Below are 18,034 nucleotides of genomic sequence, written 5' to 3' on the forward strand. Positions count from 1 at the left end.
AATGGAGATGGAACATTTACAGATCCTATCGATAGCATGTTTTTTCATATGAGTAGAAACTCGATGGGTTCCGATATTGCAGATTTCAATAATGATGGACATCTGGATGTAATCAATTTAGATATGATGGCAGAAGATAATTATCGTCAGAAGCAGTTAAAAGGACAAAGTCCTTATGACTTGTATCATATTGCTGTTAAGTTTGGTTTAGGACATCAAGTGATGCGTAATACTTTGCAACTGAACAATGGTAATGGCACCTTTAGCGAGATTGGTCAGTTATCAGGAATTTCGCATACAGATTGGAGTTGGACACCGCTACTTGCCGATTATGATAACGACGGTTATAAAGATCTTTTTATTACCAATGGGTTTTATAGGGATATTACAGATATGGATTTTTTAAAATATGATTCTAATAGTGCTGTTACATCTGTAGGTGGTGCTAAAAAGTTTAGTTATATGAAGATGCTAAGCTTAATTTCTTCAAATCCTGTCTCCAATTATATCTATAAAAATAATGGTGACCTATCCTTTACTAAAAAAACTACTTCTTGGGGATTTGATAAACCTTCGTTTTCCAATGGTGCCGTATATGCAGATTTAGATCAAGATGGTGATCTCGACTTGATTACTAACAATTTTAATCAAGAAGCGTTTTTATACCGTAATAATAGTCGTGAACTTAAACCAGAACATCATTACATATCCATTCAACTTAAGGGTAGTAAAAACAACTCACAAGGTATCGGTGCTAAGGTAACAGTTACTACTCAGAGTGGCACACAATATCAGGAATGCTCTCCCTACCGAGGATATCTTAGTTCCGGAGAATCCATACTGCATTTTGGAATAGGATCTAATCAAATTATTCCCTCAATATCTGTGGTATGGCCTAATGGGAAATATCAAAAACTTCAGGATGTTAAAGCCAATCAACGAATTCAATTCAATATAAAAGATGCAGTTCCGAAACCACCTGAAGAAAAAGCAAATAAAACTATACTGAAAAAAGGTAAAGATCTTTTTTCTCCAGAATTTCAGCATCAGGAAAATGAGTATATCGATTTTAAACAAGAGCCTTTATTAGAGCATAAACTATCAAACAAAGGTCCTTTTATATCTAAAGGGGACATCAATAATGACGGTTTAGAAGATATATATATTGGAGGTGCGGCAGGGTATCCTGGATCTCTATATATTCAGAATAACAAAGGTACATTTCTTCAAAAAACAGTTGCTGACTTCGAGACCGATAAAGACTATGAAGATGGAGAAGCATTATTTTTTGATGCCGATGGTGATCAGGATCTGGACTTGTTTGTAGTAAGTGGTGGTTATGCCCCAAATTCAAATTCATCACTTTACCAAGACCGACTTTATCTTAATGATGGGAAAGGAGGTTATACCAAAGCTATCAATGCAGTGCCAAAAAACTTACAAAATAGTACTTGCCTCGCTGCCCAAGATATTGATGGTGATGGGGACTTAGATTTATTTATTAGCGGTGGAGCTAAACCTTTATCCTACCCACTTAGTGAGCAAAGCCAATTACTCATCAATGAAAATGGAGTCTTTAGTGATGCTTCTGATCAATTACCTAATAACGGAAATCTGGGGATGATTAATGATGCGCTTTGGATGGATTATGATAATGACGGAACTAAAGAACTTATGCTCGCAGGAGAATGGATGCCTATTACGGTTTTAAAAAGAAATAATTTGAATTTTAGAGATATTACAACTGAAGTTGGACTGTCAAAAACTTCAGGTTGGTGGAATACACTCATAGCAGCAGATATGGATAAAGATGGTGATCTGGATTTGATTGCCGGTAATCGTGGTGAAAATACTTTTTACAATGCTTCAGAGGATTACCCAGCAATTATTTATGCCAAAGATTTTGACAATAACGGACGTATCGATGCTTTCCCTTTTTATTATTTCAGTGATCAAAAGAACTACCCGAAACATGTATTAGATGAAGTGGCAACACAGTATCCTGATATTAAAAAGAAATTCAGACGCTATAAGCAATATTCGCAAGCAACGCTAGATTCTATATTTTCTAAAAAAGAATTAGAAGGAGTTTTTAAGTTATCTGCTCATACCTTTAGTAGTAGTTATTTTGAAAATAATACTAACGGAACCTTTACACCTCATCCCCTACCCAAAACGGCACAATTTTCTGAAGTACACGGAATATTACCAGTAGATATGAATAAAGACGGTAACTTGGATCTTATCCTTACTGGAAATAATTACCACACTGATGTAGAAATGGGGCGTAGTGATGCTAGTATAGGAACAACACTTATAGGTGATGGGAAAGGAAATTTTAAAGCTATTCCCGCTAGCGAAAGTGGTTTTTCGGTAATCGGAGATACTCGAGGTATAACAGCCATTAAGCAAAAAGATAAAACATTGATCATCAGTTTATGTAACGAAGGAGAAATGCAGTACTTTGAGTTTCATCAATAGTAACTTCATTGAGAACAAACAAATAATCATACAATTATACAGCCTGAAAACGTATTGTTTTCAGGCTTTTTTATAAATATCCATAAAAAACTCAAACTAGATGCAACCCTTTGTTTTTTGGTTTGTCAATAATAATAGTTAGAAAGAAAAAGTTACTTAAGAAAGACTGACAACTAATCATAGATAATTGAAAGCAAATATTCTTTATACGCATAAAGATCTTGTAGAAAAAAGCAAATCTGGCGATCGCAATTCGCAATATCAGCTATATAAACTATATGTAGATGCTATGTATAATGTGAGTATTCGCATTTTAAATATCAAAGAAGATGCAGAGGATATCATTCAGGATAGTTTTGTTGACGCTTTTAAAAATTTAGGTTCATTTAGATACGAGAGTACTTTTGGTTCCTGGCTAAAAAGAATTGTAATTAATAAAAGTATCAATCATTTAAAATCAAAGAAAATACCAGTTATACCTTTAGATCAACATGAATATCATATTAGTGAAGAAATTGATGAATCAGTTGACATAAGAGATATAAAAAAAATTAAAAAGGGAATTGCTAAGCTACCAAACGGATATAAACAGATCATTATTCTTTACCTAATCGAGGGATATGATCATAAGGAAATTTCAGAAATATTAGGAATTACCGAAGCAACATCCAAATCGCAATATCATCGTGCAAAGAAAAAATTAATTCAGATTATAAATACATTCTAATACTATGGATGATTTTGAAAAATATATAAAAGAAAACAAACTACTTTTTGATGAGCATGAGGCTGATCAAGATAAGATTTGGCAAGGAATTGAATCTGAACTTGAAATCACAAAAGAAAAGAAATCAAGAGGATTTATACAATTGAAATCTCCGTTCTTAAAAATAGCTGCTGGTATATGTATTCTTATAGGAAGCTTTTCTATACTTACCTTTTTTACACAGAGTTCTATGGGTACTCCTGAACAAAACTCTGCTATTCATCAAGAACTAAAGGATATCGATAATTATTATAAAGGATTGGTATCATTCCAGGTTGCACTGGTAAAAAAACACTCTAAACTATCATCTAGAGATAAGGAAGAATTCTTGTCCTTTATGGATGAACTTGATAAAGAATATATCGTTCTAAAAAAAGAAATGACCGCCAACCTGAACAATGAATATATCTTGGAGGCCATCGTACAGAACTACAAAAAAAGAATTGAACTAATAGAAAATCTTTTAGACCAAATTAAAGATTCCAAAAAATCCGTTGATAATGAAGGATATATTTTATAAAAAAATAGCACTCATCCTATTGATAATTTTGCAGGGTTATTATGTGAATGCACAGGAAAAACTATCCAAGTCGATTGAGAAGACTTATGATTTTACAAATTCTGGAACCTTACAATTAGAAAATAAATATGGTAATATTACAATTGACGGATGGGATCAAAATAAAGTACAGATTATCATTGATATCTCAGTTTCCAAAAAAGAAAAAAACGATGCACAAGAACTGTTAGACAGAATACAACCTTCAATTAATCAGACTAATGGTTTCATAAAAATTGTTTCAGATATAAAAGAAAAAAGCGAAAGCTTCTTCTCTAAGGTATTTAATAGTGTAAACCCATTTGATTTTGATAAAGGAAATGTACAAATAGACTACAAAATTAGCTTACCTACAAATGCAGAAATTCAACTTACTAATAAATTTGGTGATATCATTATCAGTGATTGGGACGGTAAATTAACTTCTGATTTACAACATGGCGATATGTGGATCAATAATGATCTTGTGAATGCTAATATTAAAATGAAATTTGGTAAACTACAAACCAAGTCAATTACATACGGAAAGATTGAATTAAAAAATAGTGAGTTTGATCATCAAACCTCAAAAAACCTAAGAGTATTAAGTAACGGTTCGACAATTACTATAGAAAAAGTAAATACGCTAGAATTATATTCTAATAAAGATAAAGTTGATCTGGGAAGCGTTGAAAAAATAAAAGGAGAACTCAAATTCTCTAATGTCTTTCTAGACAACCTTATTAACGATATTGACCTCTTCTTGGATGTAGCAGATTTAAAAGTAGATAAAATTACTAATACCGCTGCGAACATTGATATCAATCAAAAGTCATCTGAAATAAATATTAACATTTCTGACTTAAATTTTGATTTCGAAGCTTCTTTAGAACAAGGTTTATTGCGTATCCCTAAAACTTTTACTCATATCAAAAATAAAATGATCGATACTAAAAAAAGACTTCGAGAAATTCAAGCCACATATGGCAGTAATCAAGACAAAGGAACATTCAGAATTAAAGGACGTAAAGGGGTAATCATATTAAAAGAATACTAATACAACAACATTACAATAAAATTCATTTATCCAATCAATAATAAACGAAACAAATCAATACTAATGAAAAAATCAATCAAACTATTCATCTCATTACTAATAATATGCTCATATCAAATATATTCTCAGGATGAAAATGATACTGATTATATAGAATTTAATGATCGTAAAAACATTGTACATGGAGTATATCTAGGTTTTAGCACTAGTTATGGAGAAATTGATGGAGAAGAAACAGGGTTAATCGGATTGAAATTAGCTTATGTAGCAAATAGAAAGTTCGAACTTGGTTTTGGCATGAAAGGTTTCTATTCCCAACAAAATTTACCTGGAATATCCGCTTCTAATGATGAGGATCTTATTGGAGGATATGTGGGAATGCATTTAGAACCCATATTATTTAGTAAATCAAGAGTGAATCTATCCTTTCCGTTACTTATTGGTGTTGGAGGAGTAGGTTACATCGATGGTCAATTGGATAATGAAGAATTCAATGAAGATGACTACGATTGGGATGCCGTATTTGTTGCAGAACCAGGAATAAATTTACTATTTAATATTTCGCGATTCGTACAATTAGAAGCTGGTGTAAAGTATAGATTTTCAAGTAAGTTCAATATTCATCCAAGCGGGATTGATCGCATTAATGGTTTCTCTGCTGGATTAGGAATCAAAGTTGGGGTCTTTAATCTGGGTAGAAATAGATATAAGAAAAGAGCACCTAAGAATTGAACGGACGTAAGCGCCTTAGACCCTTAATAAAGCTAATTATTATGAAAAAAACGAAACTAACATTGCTATTTGTAATCATCATTTTTTGTTTCGAAACCATAGCACAAGATGTTGATTATATAGAGTTTAATGATCGAAAAAACATTCTACATGGTATTTATCTTGGAGTAGATGCTGGATATGGTAAGATTGATGATAACATTGAAGGTGTTCTGATTGGCACAAAACTAGCTTATGTTGCTAATAAAAAAATGGAACTAGGAGTAGCTTTGAGAGGTTTTGCTTCCAGAAATGCTATAAATACCACGTTTAATATCGTAGATGAGCTATTTGTGGTTTATGGAGGATTTCATGTAGAGAATATTCTTTTTAGTGAGTCTAAAGTTAAAGTTTCATTCCCTGCATTAATGGGTATTGGATACATACAAGGTAGCGGTGCATTAACAAAAAATGAGGATATGATGCTTGTATTAGAACCTGGTGTTAATATCCTGTATAACATAAATAAATTTATCCAGTTAGAAACTGGAATTAAATATCGTTTTTCTAGTCCTATCGATTTGATTCCTTCCGATGTTGTAAATAATATTAATGGAATTTCTTTTGGTATAGGGATAAAAATGGGGGTATTTAATCTTGGAGAGAACAGGTATAAGAAAAATCCACCAAAAGAATAACAAAATCAAATTCATTTTATAACACATTAAAATTCAAATACTTGTTATTTGAAGCTAAACCTTATACGTAAAATTTAAAAATATGAACATTAAAAAACATATATCATGAAAAATTCATTGCTTCTTCTTACTGTATTAATTTTCAGTTTAAAATCATTTTCACAAGACTCCAAAATAAGTCTAGAGGTTAACTATCCCATTCCACTAGGTGATAACTTTATCGGAAAGTCGTACGATGGAATTGCAGATATAGGGATTGATTATAAATTTTTCAATAAGTCCTTATTTAATGTTGGCGCTTCTTTAAACGGAGGAGTATTTTTAAATAATTCATTTGATAATATTACCACTACAGCATATACGATACAACCAAGAGTATTTACAGAGTTAAAAGTTTTAAGTAAAATTCGTCCTTCTTTAGGAATTGGATACACTATAATAGTTTTTAATATATCTGGAGATTCCAATTTAGAGACACCATCAACTGAAAGCGGTTTAAATCTTAATCTTGGAATTACATACGATATTACTAAAAAAATCTTTGCTCAAGTACAATATGATTTTAGTAGTCTAAGTACATCTGATGATGTTCCAGATATTTCATTTAACACACAAATACAACTATTAAAAATAGGGGTAGGATATAGATTATAATAACGAATTAAATTTTAGGCACGGATGTTGATATTAATGATTTGTAAAATGTTACAAAAGCCCCAAATGAAAACTAAAGTTATTGTTGAAACCAAAAAAATAGAGACTAACTATGTATTTTCAGAAAACAACCAGGTATATCTTAAACGCAAATCAAATACTAATTCCTCAGATGGTAATTGTATACGCACCGAAGAATGGTTGCCCATTGCTTTTTGCTGGAAACCTGAACTAAAATCCAATTAATTTCTTACTTAAATAATCTGTTAAGTCATTTTTAATGATTTTTGATTATTTACTATTTGATAATGTAACAAATTATCAGAAAGTTCTTCTTATTGGTATATTATTCTAAAACATTGAATTATAACTATAATTCTGATTAGAAAAATAAGCCACATATACTATCAATAAATAACATATATTTAGGAATTGTATACGGTTACAAAGAACTGTTATTTAGTACTTTTGGTTATATCACTTTAGTGCAAATACTCTTTTAAACCGTACAAATATTAAAAATATCGCTTTTGAAAAAGAACATTTTATGTAGCCTTTTGGCTATTTGTACGCTACAGTTTGCCATATATGGCCAAGAAAAATTCACAATTAATGGTACGATTTCAGAAAAGTCCAGCAATGAAACCCTAATTGGCGTTAATGTACTCTTTCCTGAAATTGGTAAAGGTGTAGTCACCAACGAATATGGTTTTTATTCAATCACTTTACCAGAAGGAACCTATAAATTACAAGTTAGTTATCTGGGTTTTAGAGATATTATACAGGAAATTACTTTGAATGAAGATAAGAAGCTAAACTTTCAATTAGTTGAGGCTTCTGAAATGTTAGATGAAGTGGTCATCACTGAAAATGTAGAAAAAGTAAACATCAAAACACCTCAGATGAGTCTTAATAAACTTACTGCAGGGACTATAAAACAAATTCCAGTTGTACTAGGTGAAGCTGATGTAATTAAATCTATTGTACTTTTACCTGGTGTAACAAGTGGTGGTGAAGGAGCTTCGGGATTTAATGTTCGTGGAGGTGCTGCCGATCAGAATCTTATCTTATTAGATGAAGCCACTATTTTTAATTCATCTCATCTTTTTGGATTCTTTTCTGTTTTTAATCCAGATGCTATCAAAGATATTAAGCTTTACAAAGGAGGAATTCCGGCTCGTTATGGTGGACGTGTATCATCCGTTTTAGATATTTATCAAAAAGAAGGAAACAGCAAAGAATATCACATCAATGGAGGATTAGGTTTAGTTGCTAGTAGATTACTAGCAGAAGGCCCTATTGTAAAAAACAAAGGAGCTTTTCTGGTTGGAGGTCGCGCATCTTATGCTCATTTATTTCTGCCTCTAGTAGATGATGGGAATGATAATATTGCCTATTTCTATGACCTCAACACAAAACTTAATTACAAAATCAATGAAAACAATAATATCTTCTTATCAGGATATTTTGGAAGAGACGTTTTTGCTATCAGCGAGAGCTTCCGAAATACTTATGGAAATACCGTTTTAAATCTTAGATGGAATCACCTATTCTCAGATAAACTATTTTCAAATTTATCACTTATCTATTCGGATTACTTTTATGGCTTAGAGCTTGATTTTGTAGGGTTTGAATGGGATTCGGGAATCAGAAATTTCAATCTAAAATATGATCTTAAACACTATCTGAGTGACAATTTCCAGTTAAACTATGGTGTAAACAATATATATTATCGATTCAATCCTGGAGAGATTAAGCCCAATAGAGACGATTCTGGTATTATTAGAGATAAACTTATTGATAAATATGCAAATGAATTGGGTGTTTATGTAGATGCTGAACATAAAGTATCTAATAATTTATCACTACAATATGGAATCCGGTTGAGTAATTTCATAAGACTAGGTCAGGATGAAATAAACATCTATGAAAATGACAACCCACTGTTATTCAATTCAGCATTACAGATTTATGAATCAGCAGATCCTATCGGTACAGAAAGCGTAAGTAGAAGTGCTCAATTAGCAAATTTTACTAATCTAGAACCTAGAATTGCATTGGCATATGCTTTTAATGATAATACTTCCATAAAAGCAAGCTATAACAGAATGGCTCAATATTTACATCTATTATCTAATACCAGCTCTCCTACTCCATTAGATGTTTGGACGCCAAGTGGAAGATTTGTAAAACCTCAAATGTTGAATCAGTATGCATTAGGGTATTTTAAGAGTATTAAAGATGATACTTATTCTATAGAAACAGAAGTTTTTTACAAGGATATAGAAAATAGAATTGATTATATCGATGGAGCTGAGCTTATTGCTAATGATGCCATAGAACGAGAAATCCTGAATGGAGAAGCGAGAGCCTATGGATTAGAATTATTAATCCGCAAAAATGAAGGAAAATTTAAAGGTTGGTTAGCCTACACTTTATCAAAATCTGAACAACGCACACCTGGAAGAACACCTACAGAAACTGGAATTAATAATGGAGAATGGTATAATACTCCTTATGACAAAACCCATGATATATCCTTTAATGGAAGTTATGAATTAAATGAGAAATGGAAGTTTAATGCAAACTTCTTATTTCAAACTGGACAACCTACTAATTATCCAACAGGGCAATTTGAATTCCAAGGTTTAGTAGTTCCCGTTTTTGATGGTTTGCGTAATGATCAAAGATTACCATCATATCATCGTTTGGATATTTCCGCAACACTTACACCAAGGAAAAATAAAAATCGAAAATGGCAAGGAGAATGGGTTTTTAGCGTTTATAACTTGTATAATCGTCGTAATGCCGCCTCTATAAATTTTAGTCAAAATACCGAAACTCGTGTTAATGAAGCTGTACGTACTTCTATATTTGGAATAGTACCAGCTGTAACTTATAATTTTAAATTTTAGTACTATGCAAAGATTATGCTTTTATATCATAGGACTTTTAATCATCACCAGTTGTGAAGATGTTATTGATGTAGATGTTCCTAACGGAGAACCTAGACTGGTTATTGATGCTTCTTTCGAAATCTATTTAGACGAAACTCCAGTAGATGCATTAGGAGGAGTTAGATTAACATTATCAGCACCATTCTTTGATGATAGTGTACCAACAGTAAGTGATGCTACTGTTTTTATAACCAATCTTTCTGATAACTCTGTGGTGAACTTTGTCGAATCATTAGGGGAATCAGGTTTTTTTATTCCTGAAGACCCCAATGTAATCCCTGAATTTGGTATTGATTATGAGCTAACAGTAATATATAACGAAGAAACTTATAAAGCGACTACCCAATTAATTCCTACTGTAGCCATTGATAATGTCGAGCAAGGAGATGGAACTTTGTTTGATGGTGATGAAACCGAAATTATCATATTTTTCACTGATGATGGCAATAGAGAAGATTTCTATTTGTTTGATTTTGATTTTAACTTATACTTACCAAGCGAGGATAGGTTTTATCAAGGGGAATCTTTTAATTTTTCATACTTCTATGAAGATATGGTAGGTGGTGAAGAAGTTACTATAAAAATTCTAGGAATTGAAGAACGGTACTTCAATTATTCAAATATCCTAATAGAGCAAAGTGAACAAGATGGAGGAAATCCTTTTCAAACTCCACCTGCTCAAATAAGAGGGAATATCATAAATACAACGAATCCTGATAACTATGCTTTAGGATATTTCAATCTTTCTGAAGCAAATCGTTTTCAATTTATCATTGAAGAGTGATCTGAAAAATCTGTATTTTTGAAGCATGAGTTTTACCAAAACAACCGAACAAGCTTCAAAATATAATCATCTTGAAAAGATGAGTGTTTCTGATATACTTATCAATATCAATAAAGAAGATACAACAGTTCCACAGGCAATAGAAAAAGCGATTCCTCAAATTGAAGTCTTAGTAACTAAGATTGTTGAAAAACTAAAAAATGGAGGACGACTTTTCTATATGGGAGCAGGGACCAGTGGTCGTTTAGGCATTGTAGACGCCAGCGAATGCCCTCCTACTTTCGGTGTTTCTCATGATCTCGTTATAGGGTTAATTGCTGGAGGTGATGCTGCCATTCGGAAAGCTGTAGAATTTGCAGAAGATAGTACTGAGCAAGGATGGAAAGATTTACGGTCTTATCATATTTCAGAAAAAGACGTTGTCATCGGTATTGCTGCTTCTGGTACTACACCTTACGTGATTGCAGCATTAAAAAAATGTAATGAATCTAATATTATAACTGGTTGTATAACTTGTAATGAAGGTAGTCCATTAGCTATCACAGCACAATACCCTGTTGTAGTCATAGTTGGTCCTGAATTTGTTACAGGAAGCTCCAGAATGAAAGCTGGAACAGCGCAAAAACTAGTGCTAAATATGATATCTACATCCGTGATGATTCAACTAGGAAGAATAAAAGGGAACAAAATGGTAGATATGCAACTTAGCAATAATAAACTAGTAGACAGGGGCACACGGATGATCATGGAAGAATTAAATATAGAACGAACTCTTGCTGCCGAATTATTAGATAAACATGGTAGTGTAAGAAATGCAATTGATAATTATGGAGCCTAAAAGAACAGACAAAGAATTGCTTGGTAAAGGGATACAACGTATGGCTATATCTTTAATATTTATGTTTATCAGTCCGGTTATTATTCATTCTGCATTTAAAAATCAAGATCACTTCTACTATTATCCGGTTTTAATTCTAGGTTTGCTAGGAGCATCTTTTGCTATATTCATGGCTTTTAGAGGATTAAAAACCATTATGGATGCAATTTTTGGTAAAAAATGATATTAAGATAAACTTATATACTAATTAATATTAAAAAATAAAAAAGAGCAACCTTCTATAAATAAAGTCACTCTTTTTTATTCACACTAATTAAGGATTAGTTGGGTGTAAAAGCCCATGCATTCCCACTTATAGTTGCTCCAATAGTTAATTCATCATTCTCTATGGTAATACCAGCAGCAGATCCATCGGTACCTACAGTTGCATATGATCCATTTCCACTACCAATAAAACGTAATCCTGTAATAGACGGAACTCCATCACTAAAACTAATAGTGTATGTGTTTCCTGAACCAGAAATCGTAGCAGTTCCATCTACTCCAGCTACTATCCCCATACCATTTGCAGGTGTGTACGTTAATTCGCCATCAAAAGTAGTAACAAGACTTGATGGTAACGTAACAAATGCATCAACAGGTGTTCCATCATCGTCATTACCACAAGATGACATAAATAACACAGATAACACAAGAATTACTTTGCTTAATTTTCCTAAAACGTTGTTTTGAAATTTCATTGCTCTTAAATTTTAAAATGAGTTTAAATTCTTTGGTAAACTTAAGGAGCTTCCTTTCTGAGAATATGTGAATGTGGATCTTCGTTAGAATTTTGGTGACATTTAGTTAGAATAACAGGAAATTTGTTTCTTTCTCTTTCGATTTGGAAAGAAGTGTTTGTTAGCATAAATTTTCATGATATACTTTCAATTGAAGTTATTTACAAATCAGACAATTCTTTATTACCACAAAATTCAATACAAACGTCCTACAATAGCTACTATTCGTCCCTATTCTATAATCTGAAACAGTTCTATACACTAATTTAAAAGTATCAAACCCAATTTCTTTATCAATTAGATAAGCTATGGCAGCAGATACAAACATACAGTTATTCATAGATGGTAATCATATCCCAGCATTTAAGAGTTTTTCGTTACACCAAGAAATAGATGCACATCATCATTTTGAACTTATCTGTCGGAAAGATGTACTAGAAGAAAGTAATGACGACATTTCTGGAGAAAGTGTCCATTTTTTAGGAGGAGTTTTTCTCGTTCGAATTCAATCAGTAAATGGTTTTTCTGAGAATGAAACTTTGGAGTTCAAAGGAATTGTTACTTCTATAAAAACGGTCAAAGGTTTTTATCAAAAAACAGGAGATCTGATTCACATTTCTGGAAAAAGCTGTAGCATAATTGCTGATGATGGTCCACATTATGCATCTCATCAAGATATTGTGATTTCTGAAATTTTAGAAAAAACTTTTAATGGTTATGATAAAGGCATTTTACAATGTTCTATTTCACCAAGTATGATGACTCCTGTTCATTACAGTGTACAACAGGAAGAAAGTGCTTTTCAGTATGCCAGTCGACTTGCCGCACAATATGGAGAATGGTTTTATTATGACGGAACTCAATTGGTTTTTGGAAAACCAAAAAGTAAAGATTCTGTTACCTTAAGATACGGATATGACTTATTGGAATTATCCATGAAATTAGAAGCCATTCCGAATAATTTTAAATATTTCACTAACGACTACCTTACAGATGGGTTTCATGAAGTAAAAACAAGAGAATTGCATTCTCATTCTAAAGGATTCATATCCACTATCAATCAAAAAAGCGACAAGTTATTTCAAAAAGAAACCCAAGTATTGGTGAGTTCACATGATGATGTTAGAATGAAATCCAGAATAGATGACCAGATACTACATCAAAAAAGAGCTAATGAAGTAAACCAAATAAAAATAACTGGCAAAAGTAGTAATCCAAGTATTACTATTGGGAGTAAAATACTCATCGATGGAGAAAACACATCTTATGGAGGATATAGAATTACCAAAATAATACATAATTGTAGTGAAAATGGAAGGTATGAAAATACATTTGAAGGGATTACAGCTGAATCTGATGTATATCCTAAAACTTCCATAAAAGCATTTCCTAAAAGTAAATCACAAACTGCAGTAGTTGTAGACAATGTAGATCCTGAAGGAATGGGTCGTGTAAAAATACAGTATGCTTGGCAAAAAGAAACTGGAGAAACTTCGCCATGGATACGCCAGGCAAGTTTAGCAGGAGGACCTGGACAAGGTATGTATTTTGTTCCTGAAAAAGGAGATGAAGTTATAGTTGACCATGAAGGTGATAATGCAGAACTACCAATTGTAAAAGGAAGCGTTACCAATTCATCGTCTGTACCTGAAAGCTTTAAAAGTGATAATAATCATCTAAAAGCAATCAAAACCAGAAGTGGCAATCAAGTTACACTAAATGATAATGATGGTAGTGTTACTATTGCTGACCCAAGTGGTAATACTATAGTGATGGGTGGTAATGGAGAAATTACTATCAATGCCCYCAATAAAATTACCTTCTCCTCTACCGATATAGCCATAGAAGCTAGTAATAATATAACAGTAAATGCTGGAAGCAATATTAACGCAAGTGCATCTAGTAATTTTAGTGCGAAAGCATCATCCAGTATTTCTCTAAATGCAGGAAGCAGCTTAAGAGCGAAAGCTAAATCTACAGCCTCGTTAAGTGGTAAATCTACCAGAATTAGTGGGAAGCATGTCTCAATAACTGCATCCGTTTTAGCGAATATACAAGCTTCTATCGGACTTACATTAACAGCATTAGGAATTGGAGTCATTGGGGGGAAAACAAAAATTGTTGGTAAATCAAAGTGCTCTGTTAAGGGAGGAGAAGTTTCTGTAAACTAAAACACGCAAAATGGCTAGACAATTTGTACCAGATGGAGAAACAATAAAATGTTCTTTTGGAAAAGGCTCATCAAATCTTAAAATAGATAGACCAAGTACAACTATTATGTTTAAGAAGAAATGGGCTACCGAAGTAGATTCTAATATTACAAAATTTGCAGGCTGTACATGTCCAGCGAATGTAAGCAAAGCTTGTACTCCAAAATTACAAAAGTGGTTGCCAAACACTGTAGCTCAATCAGTAAATAATGGAGGAAACAGATTTCTATTGAGTTCCAGTAAAACAGTTTGCACTACTTATGGTGGAATTATAGAAATTGATTTAGAAGATTTTTCTCCTACGGAAAAGCATGAGGATTTTGCAAGTAAAAACTCTGATGATAACACAAGTACTGACAACTCAAGCAACGCTCCTTCCAAAAAGGAAGAACCAGAAGAAAACAAATATTCTTCAGGAAAGAAAAGGAGAGCTGAAAGGATAAGAAAGCGAAAACAGCAAAGAGAAAATAATTTTGAAGACACTACTGGTCAGAAAATATGGGATTTTGTAAAAGACATGGGAAGGCATGCTAATCCTATGGAGCTCATCCCAAATCTTTGGCATTATGGTACTGGTATCGCCTCTCAATTATGGGATGATTTCAAGAAAAGTGTAGATCTACTTATAAACATAGGAGCCACTTCTGGTGATCTTGCAATTTATATAGGGGAAAGAAGCTTCACATACTTAAAAGCATTAGAATTAACAAACGATAAACTTTATGCACAACAATTAGCTAAAAACATTGCAACCGATGCGCAACTAAAGGAATGGATGAACAAACAGAGGAAAGAATTCCCTGAAAAATTTAAAAGTATTCCTGATGGCGTCGGAAAATGGGTAGATAAAAAAGAAGATAAAATTCTTAACGCTCCTACTGATCAAGCTATGAAAGAAGTAGGTCGATCTGTAGTAGAACTTATTGGATTTGGTAAAGCAGTAAAAGCTGGAAGAAAAGTATTTACAAAAGATTTCTGGACTGGTCTTAATCTCAAAACTACTGCAAAAGACTATGTTGCAAATGTACTTACAGCAGGATTGGCCAGTAAATTTCCCGCAGTACAAAATGCTTACAATATCCTCAAAAAAGCTGAAAAAACTGGTGATTATAAAAAAGCTGCTCAGGAAATGAAAGCTTTGGCAAAAGCTATCAACGAAGGAAAGGGTCCTAAACTATTTCATGAAGAACCTCCAAAAGAAACTACTAAACAACAGAAAAAAACTCCAGATAATTCTAAGAAGAACACCTCAAAAAACCATACAAAAGCTAAAAATGGTTGTCCTACAGCTGGTGACCCAGTAGATGTAATATCTGGAACTAATATATATGATTTTGTTGATTTTGAAATCCCTGGAATTATTCCAATATCCTGGAAAAGAGTCTGGTACTCGGATTCTGCATATAAAGGTCCTATGGGTCATGGTGTACATCACAATTATGATATACATCTTACGCATAGATCAGAAGATTCATTGCTTACTCTTGCTGATGGAAGACCTGCTTTTTTCTCTCTTTTAAATTCAGAAAATAAATCCGAATATAATAGATCTGAAAAACTTCAACTAACCTATATCAACTCCTCTACGTATCATCTTTATGACTTTAAAACAAAACTTACTTATGTGTTAACTGATCATTCGAGAACTTATAAGCTTTCCAAAATTATAAAGGATGAGCAGGCCTTTATACAATTTAATTATCAAGACAGCTATCTTAATGAAATCATAGACACTGCTGACAGGCGAATCAAGATTCATTATGATACAGCACAAAGAATAGTAGAAATCACGCAACATCATCGATCTGAAAAACGAACTCTGGTATCCTATGGATATAATGAAGCTGGAGATCTAGCTAAAATTACAGATGCTTCTGGTAAATCGGTAATCGCAGTTTACAAGAATCATCTAATGGTTTCTAAAACGCATCGTGAAGGTGCTACTTGCTATTGGGAATATGAATCATATCAAACTGGTGCTAGGTGTACTCATACTTGGTTAGAAGGAGGCACTTTAGACTACAAATTCCTGTATCACGAAAAATACAGCGAGGTTTGGGATTCTTATGGAAATAAAACCACTTATCACCATGAAAACAATAACCCTGTAAAGATTATTGACCCGTTAGATGGTATTACTATCAATGAGTATAATCAATTTGATGAATTAATAAGAACAATAGATCAAGAAGGACTACAAACACAATACACATATGATACTCGTGGTAACCAAACATCAGTCCGTTACCCAGATGGAGCTGAGGTAGAATCTTCTTATGATGATCAAGGGAATTTACTCTTACAAACATCTCCAGAAGGCGGTGTCTTTTCCCGATTCTTCAAAAACAATAAGCTGAATACTATTATGTATCCAGATCAAACCATGCAAACTTTTGAATATAATGAGCATGGTTTAATTTCCAAAATTGCAGATGCAAATGAAAATATAATACAACTATTTTATGATGATGACCATAACCTAAATCATATGATTTCTCCAAATAAGGAAGAATCTTTTTGGGAATATGATGTATGGGGACAATGCATTAAAATGGTCAATCCTGCCAAACAACAACAGCAATTTTCGTATGATAACTTAGGCAACATATCTAAAATAAGACTTCCGGACAAAGGAAATATTCAACTTACATATGATAGCTATGGTAGAATTTTACAAGCTATAGATAACAATCGTATACTAAACTATGAATACACCATATTAGGAAATCTAAAATCAAGAGAACAAGATGGTCGAAAAGTTTTGTTTAGATACGATAAAGAAGAAAAACTTATTGGTGTCATAAATGAACATAAAGAGTCCTATCATTTTACCAGAGACGCATTAGGGAATATTATTAGAGAAGAAGGTTTTGATCAAATTACAAGAAATTTCATAAGAGATAAAGCCGGAAAAATTGTCAAAGAAGAAAAATCTAATAATAAGTATAGTACCTATGAATATGATAAAGCTGGGCGTGTATCAAGGATAGAATATCACGATGATTCCTGGGCCACATTTGATTATAATAAAGATGGATTATTAACACAAGCGGTCAATCCAAACTCTATAACAAAAATCAATAGAGATGAAGCTGGAAGAGTTGTTTCTGAAGAACAGGATGGACATACGATATCCTTTAGCTATAATGACAAAGGACAGCAATCAAAAATACAGAGTAGTTTAGGTGCTTCCATACGTCTCAAATATACAGAACTCGGCGAAGTTTCATCCGTAAAAGCTAAAAACAAGGGTAATAGTATATGGAAAGCTAATTTTAAATACAATAGTCTGGGTATGGAAACTGAACGTTCTTTACCAGGCGGAATAAAAACTAATTGGAGTTATGATCAGGCAGGGCGACACAGACAACAAGTTGTCCAAAAACGAGAGGTCGAAACTAGACGAAGAACTTACACTTGGGATGTCAATCATAAACTAAAGAAAATTGTAGATAATCTCACTCAGGGAATTGTCAATTTTGATTATGATGATTTCAATAATCTGGCTTGGGCCAAATATGAAGACAAATCCTATGATTACAAATTACCCGATGAAGTCGG

15 protein-coding genes are annotated in these 18,034 nt (G+C 32.8%); 14 read left to right on the plus strand and 1 reads right to left on the minus strand.

Annotated elements, in window-relative coordinates:
- The 12 genes from GBO31_RS22035 to GBO31_RS22090 form a co-directional block, all read left to right on the plus strand.
- A partial coding sequence (locus GBO31_RS22035) for a VCBS repeat-containing protein (RefSeq protein ID WP_219010731.1) occupies nucleotides 1-2,481 on the plus strand: 2,481 nt, incomplete at its 5' end.
- Nucleotides 2,482-2,668: 187 nt separating this feature from the next.
- Nucleotides 2,669-3,208, plus strand: a complete 540-nt coding sequence (locus GBO31_RS22040) for an RNA polymerase sigma factor (protein ID WP_246615953.1) — start codon at nucleotides 2,669-2,671, stop codon at nucleotides 3,206-3,208.
- Between the two features lie 4 nt (nucleotides 3,209-3,212).
- A complete protein-coding gene (locus GBO31_RS22045) occupies nucleotides 3,213-3,767 on the plus strand; it encodes a hypothetical protein (RefSeq protein ID WP_219010732.1) in 555 nt (184 codons plus the stop codon).
- Nucleotides 3,748-4,842 carry a hypothetical protein gene (locus GBO31_RS22050; RefSeq protein ID WP_219010734.1) on the plus strand — a complete coding sequence of 365 codons (1,095 nt, stop codon included), beginning with the start codon at nucleotides 3,748-3,750 and terminating at the stop codon, nucleotides 4,840-4,842. The genes GBO31_RS22045 and GBO31_RS22050 overlap by 20 nt, the downstream gene beginning before the upstream one ends.
- A gap of 63 nt (nucleotides 4,843-4,905) precedes the next feature.
- On the plus strand, nucleotides 4,906-5,574 hold the full coding sequence (locus tag GBO31_RS22055; RefSeq protein ID WP_219010735.1) for a hypothetical protein: 669 nt from the start codon (nucleotides 4,906-4,908) through the stop codon (nucleotides 5,572-5,574).
- 41 nt (nucleotides 5,575-5,615) lie between these two features.
- Nucleotides 5,616-6,251: a hypothetical protein gene (locus GBO31_RS22060; protein ID WP_219010737.1), complete on the plus strand. Its 636-nt coding sequence runs from the start codon at nucleotides 5,616-5,618 to the stop codon at nucleotides 6,249-6,251.
- A 105-nt stretch (nucleotides 6,252-6,356) separates the two neighbouring features.
- Nucleotides 6,357-6,905, plus strand: a complete 549-nt coding sequence (locus tag GBO31_RS22065; RefSeq protein ID WP_219010739.1) for an outer membrane protein — start codon at nucleotides 6,357-6,359, stop codon at nucleotides 6,903-6,905.
- A gap of 66 nt (nucleotides 6,906-6,971) precedes the next feature.
- Nucleotides 6,972-7,151: a hypothetical protein gene (locus tag GBO31_RS22070; RefSeq protein WP_219010740.1), complete on the plus strand. Its 180-nt coding sequence runs from the start codon at nucleotides 6,972-6,974 to the stop codon at nucleotides 7,149-7,151.
- 284 nt (nucleotides 7,152-7,435) lie between these two features.
- Nucleotides 7,436-9,820, plus strand: coding sequence for a TonB-dependent receptor (locus GBO31_RS22075; RefSeq protein ID WP_429725823.1), 2,385 nt, complete (start codon nucleotides 7,436-7,438; stop codon nucleotides 9,818-9,820).
- Between the two features lie 4 nt (nucleotides 9,821-9,824).
- Entirely contained in the window at nucleotides 9,825-10,646 is an 822-nt protein-coding gene (locus tag GBO31_RS22080) for a DUF4249 domain-containing protein (RefSeq protein WP_219010742.1), read from the plus strand.
- Nucleotides 10,647-10,671: 25 nt separating this feature from the next.
- Entirely contained in the window at nucleotides 10,672-11,484 is an 813-nt protein-coding gene (gene murQ / locus GBO31_RS22085; protein WP_219010743.1) for an N-acetylmuramic acid 6-phosphate etherase, read from the plus strand.
- Nucleotides 11,459-11,707: a DUF6095 family protein gene (locus GBO31_RS22090; protein ID WP_246615954.1), complete on the plus strand. Its 249-nt coding sequence runs from the start codon at nucleotides 11,459-11,461 to the stop codon at nucleotides 11,705-11,707. The genes murQ and GBO31_RS22090 overlap by 26 nt, the downstream gene beginning before the upstream one ends.
- 97 nt (nucleotides 11,708-11,804) lie before the next feature.
- Here GBO31_RS22090 and GBO31_RS22095 read toward each other — a convergent pair whose 3' ends face one another.
- On the minus strand, nucleotides 11,805-12,224 hold the full coding sequence (locus tag GBO31_RS22095; protein ID WP_219010745.1) for a hypothetical protein: 420 nt from the start codon (nucleotides 12,222-12,224) through the stop codon (nucleotides 11,805-11,807).
- 347 nt (nucleotides 12,225-12,571) lie between these two features.
- Here GBO31_RS22095 and GBO31_RS22100 point away from each other — a divergent pair, with 347 nt between their 5' ends.
- Nucleotides 12,572-14,434 (plus strand): type VI secretion system Vgr family protein, encoded by a 1,863-nt coding sequence (locus GBO31_RS22100; RefSeq protein ID WP_219010747.1) that lies wholly within the window; start codon nucleotides 12,572-12,574, stop codon nucleotides 14,432-14,434.
- A 10-nt stretch (nucleotides 14,435-14,444) separates the two neighbouring features.
- A partial coding sequence (locus GBO31_RS22105) for a DUF6531 domain-containing protein (RefSeq protein WP_219010748.1) occupies nucleotides 14,445-18,034 on the plus strand: 3,590 nt, incomplete at its 3' end.

Origin of the sequence: Aquimarina litoralis, from assembly GCF_019295435.1 — a bacterium.
Taxonomy (GTDB): Bacteria; Bacteroidota; Bacteroidia; order Flavobacteriales; family Flavobacteriaceae; genus Aquimarina; species Aquimarina litoralis_A.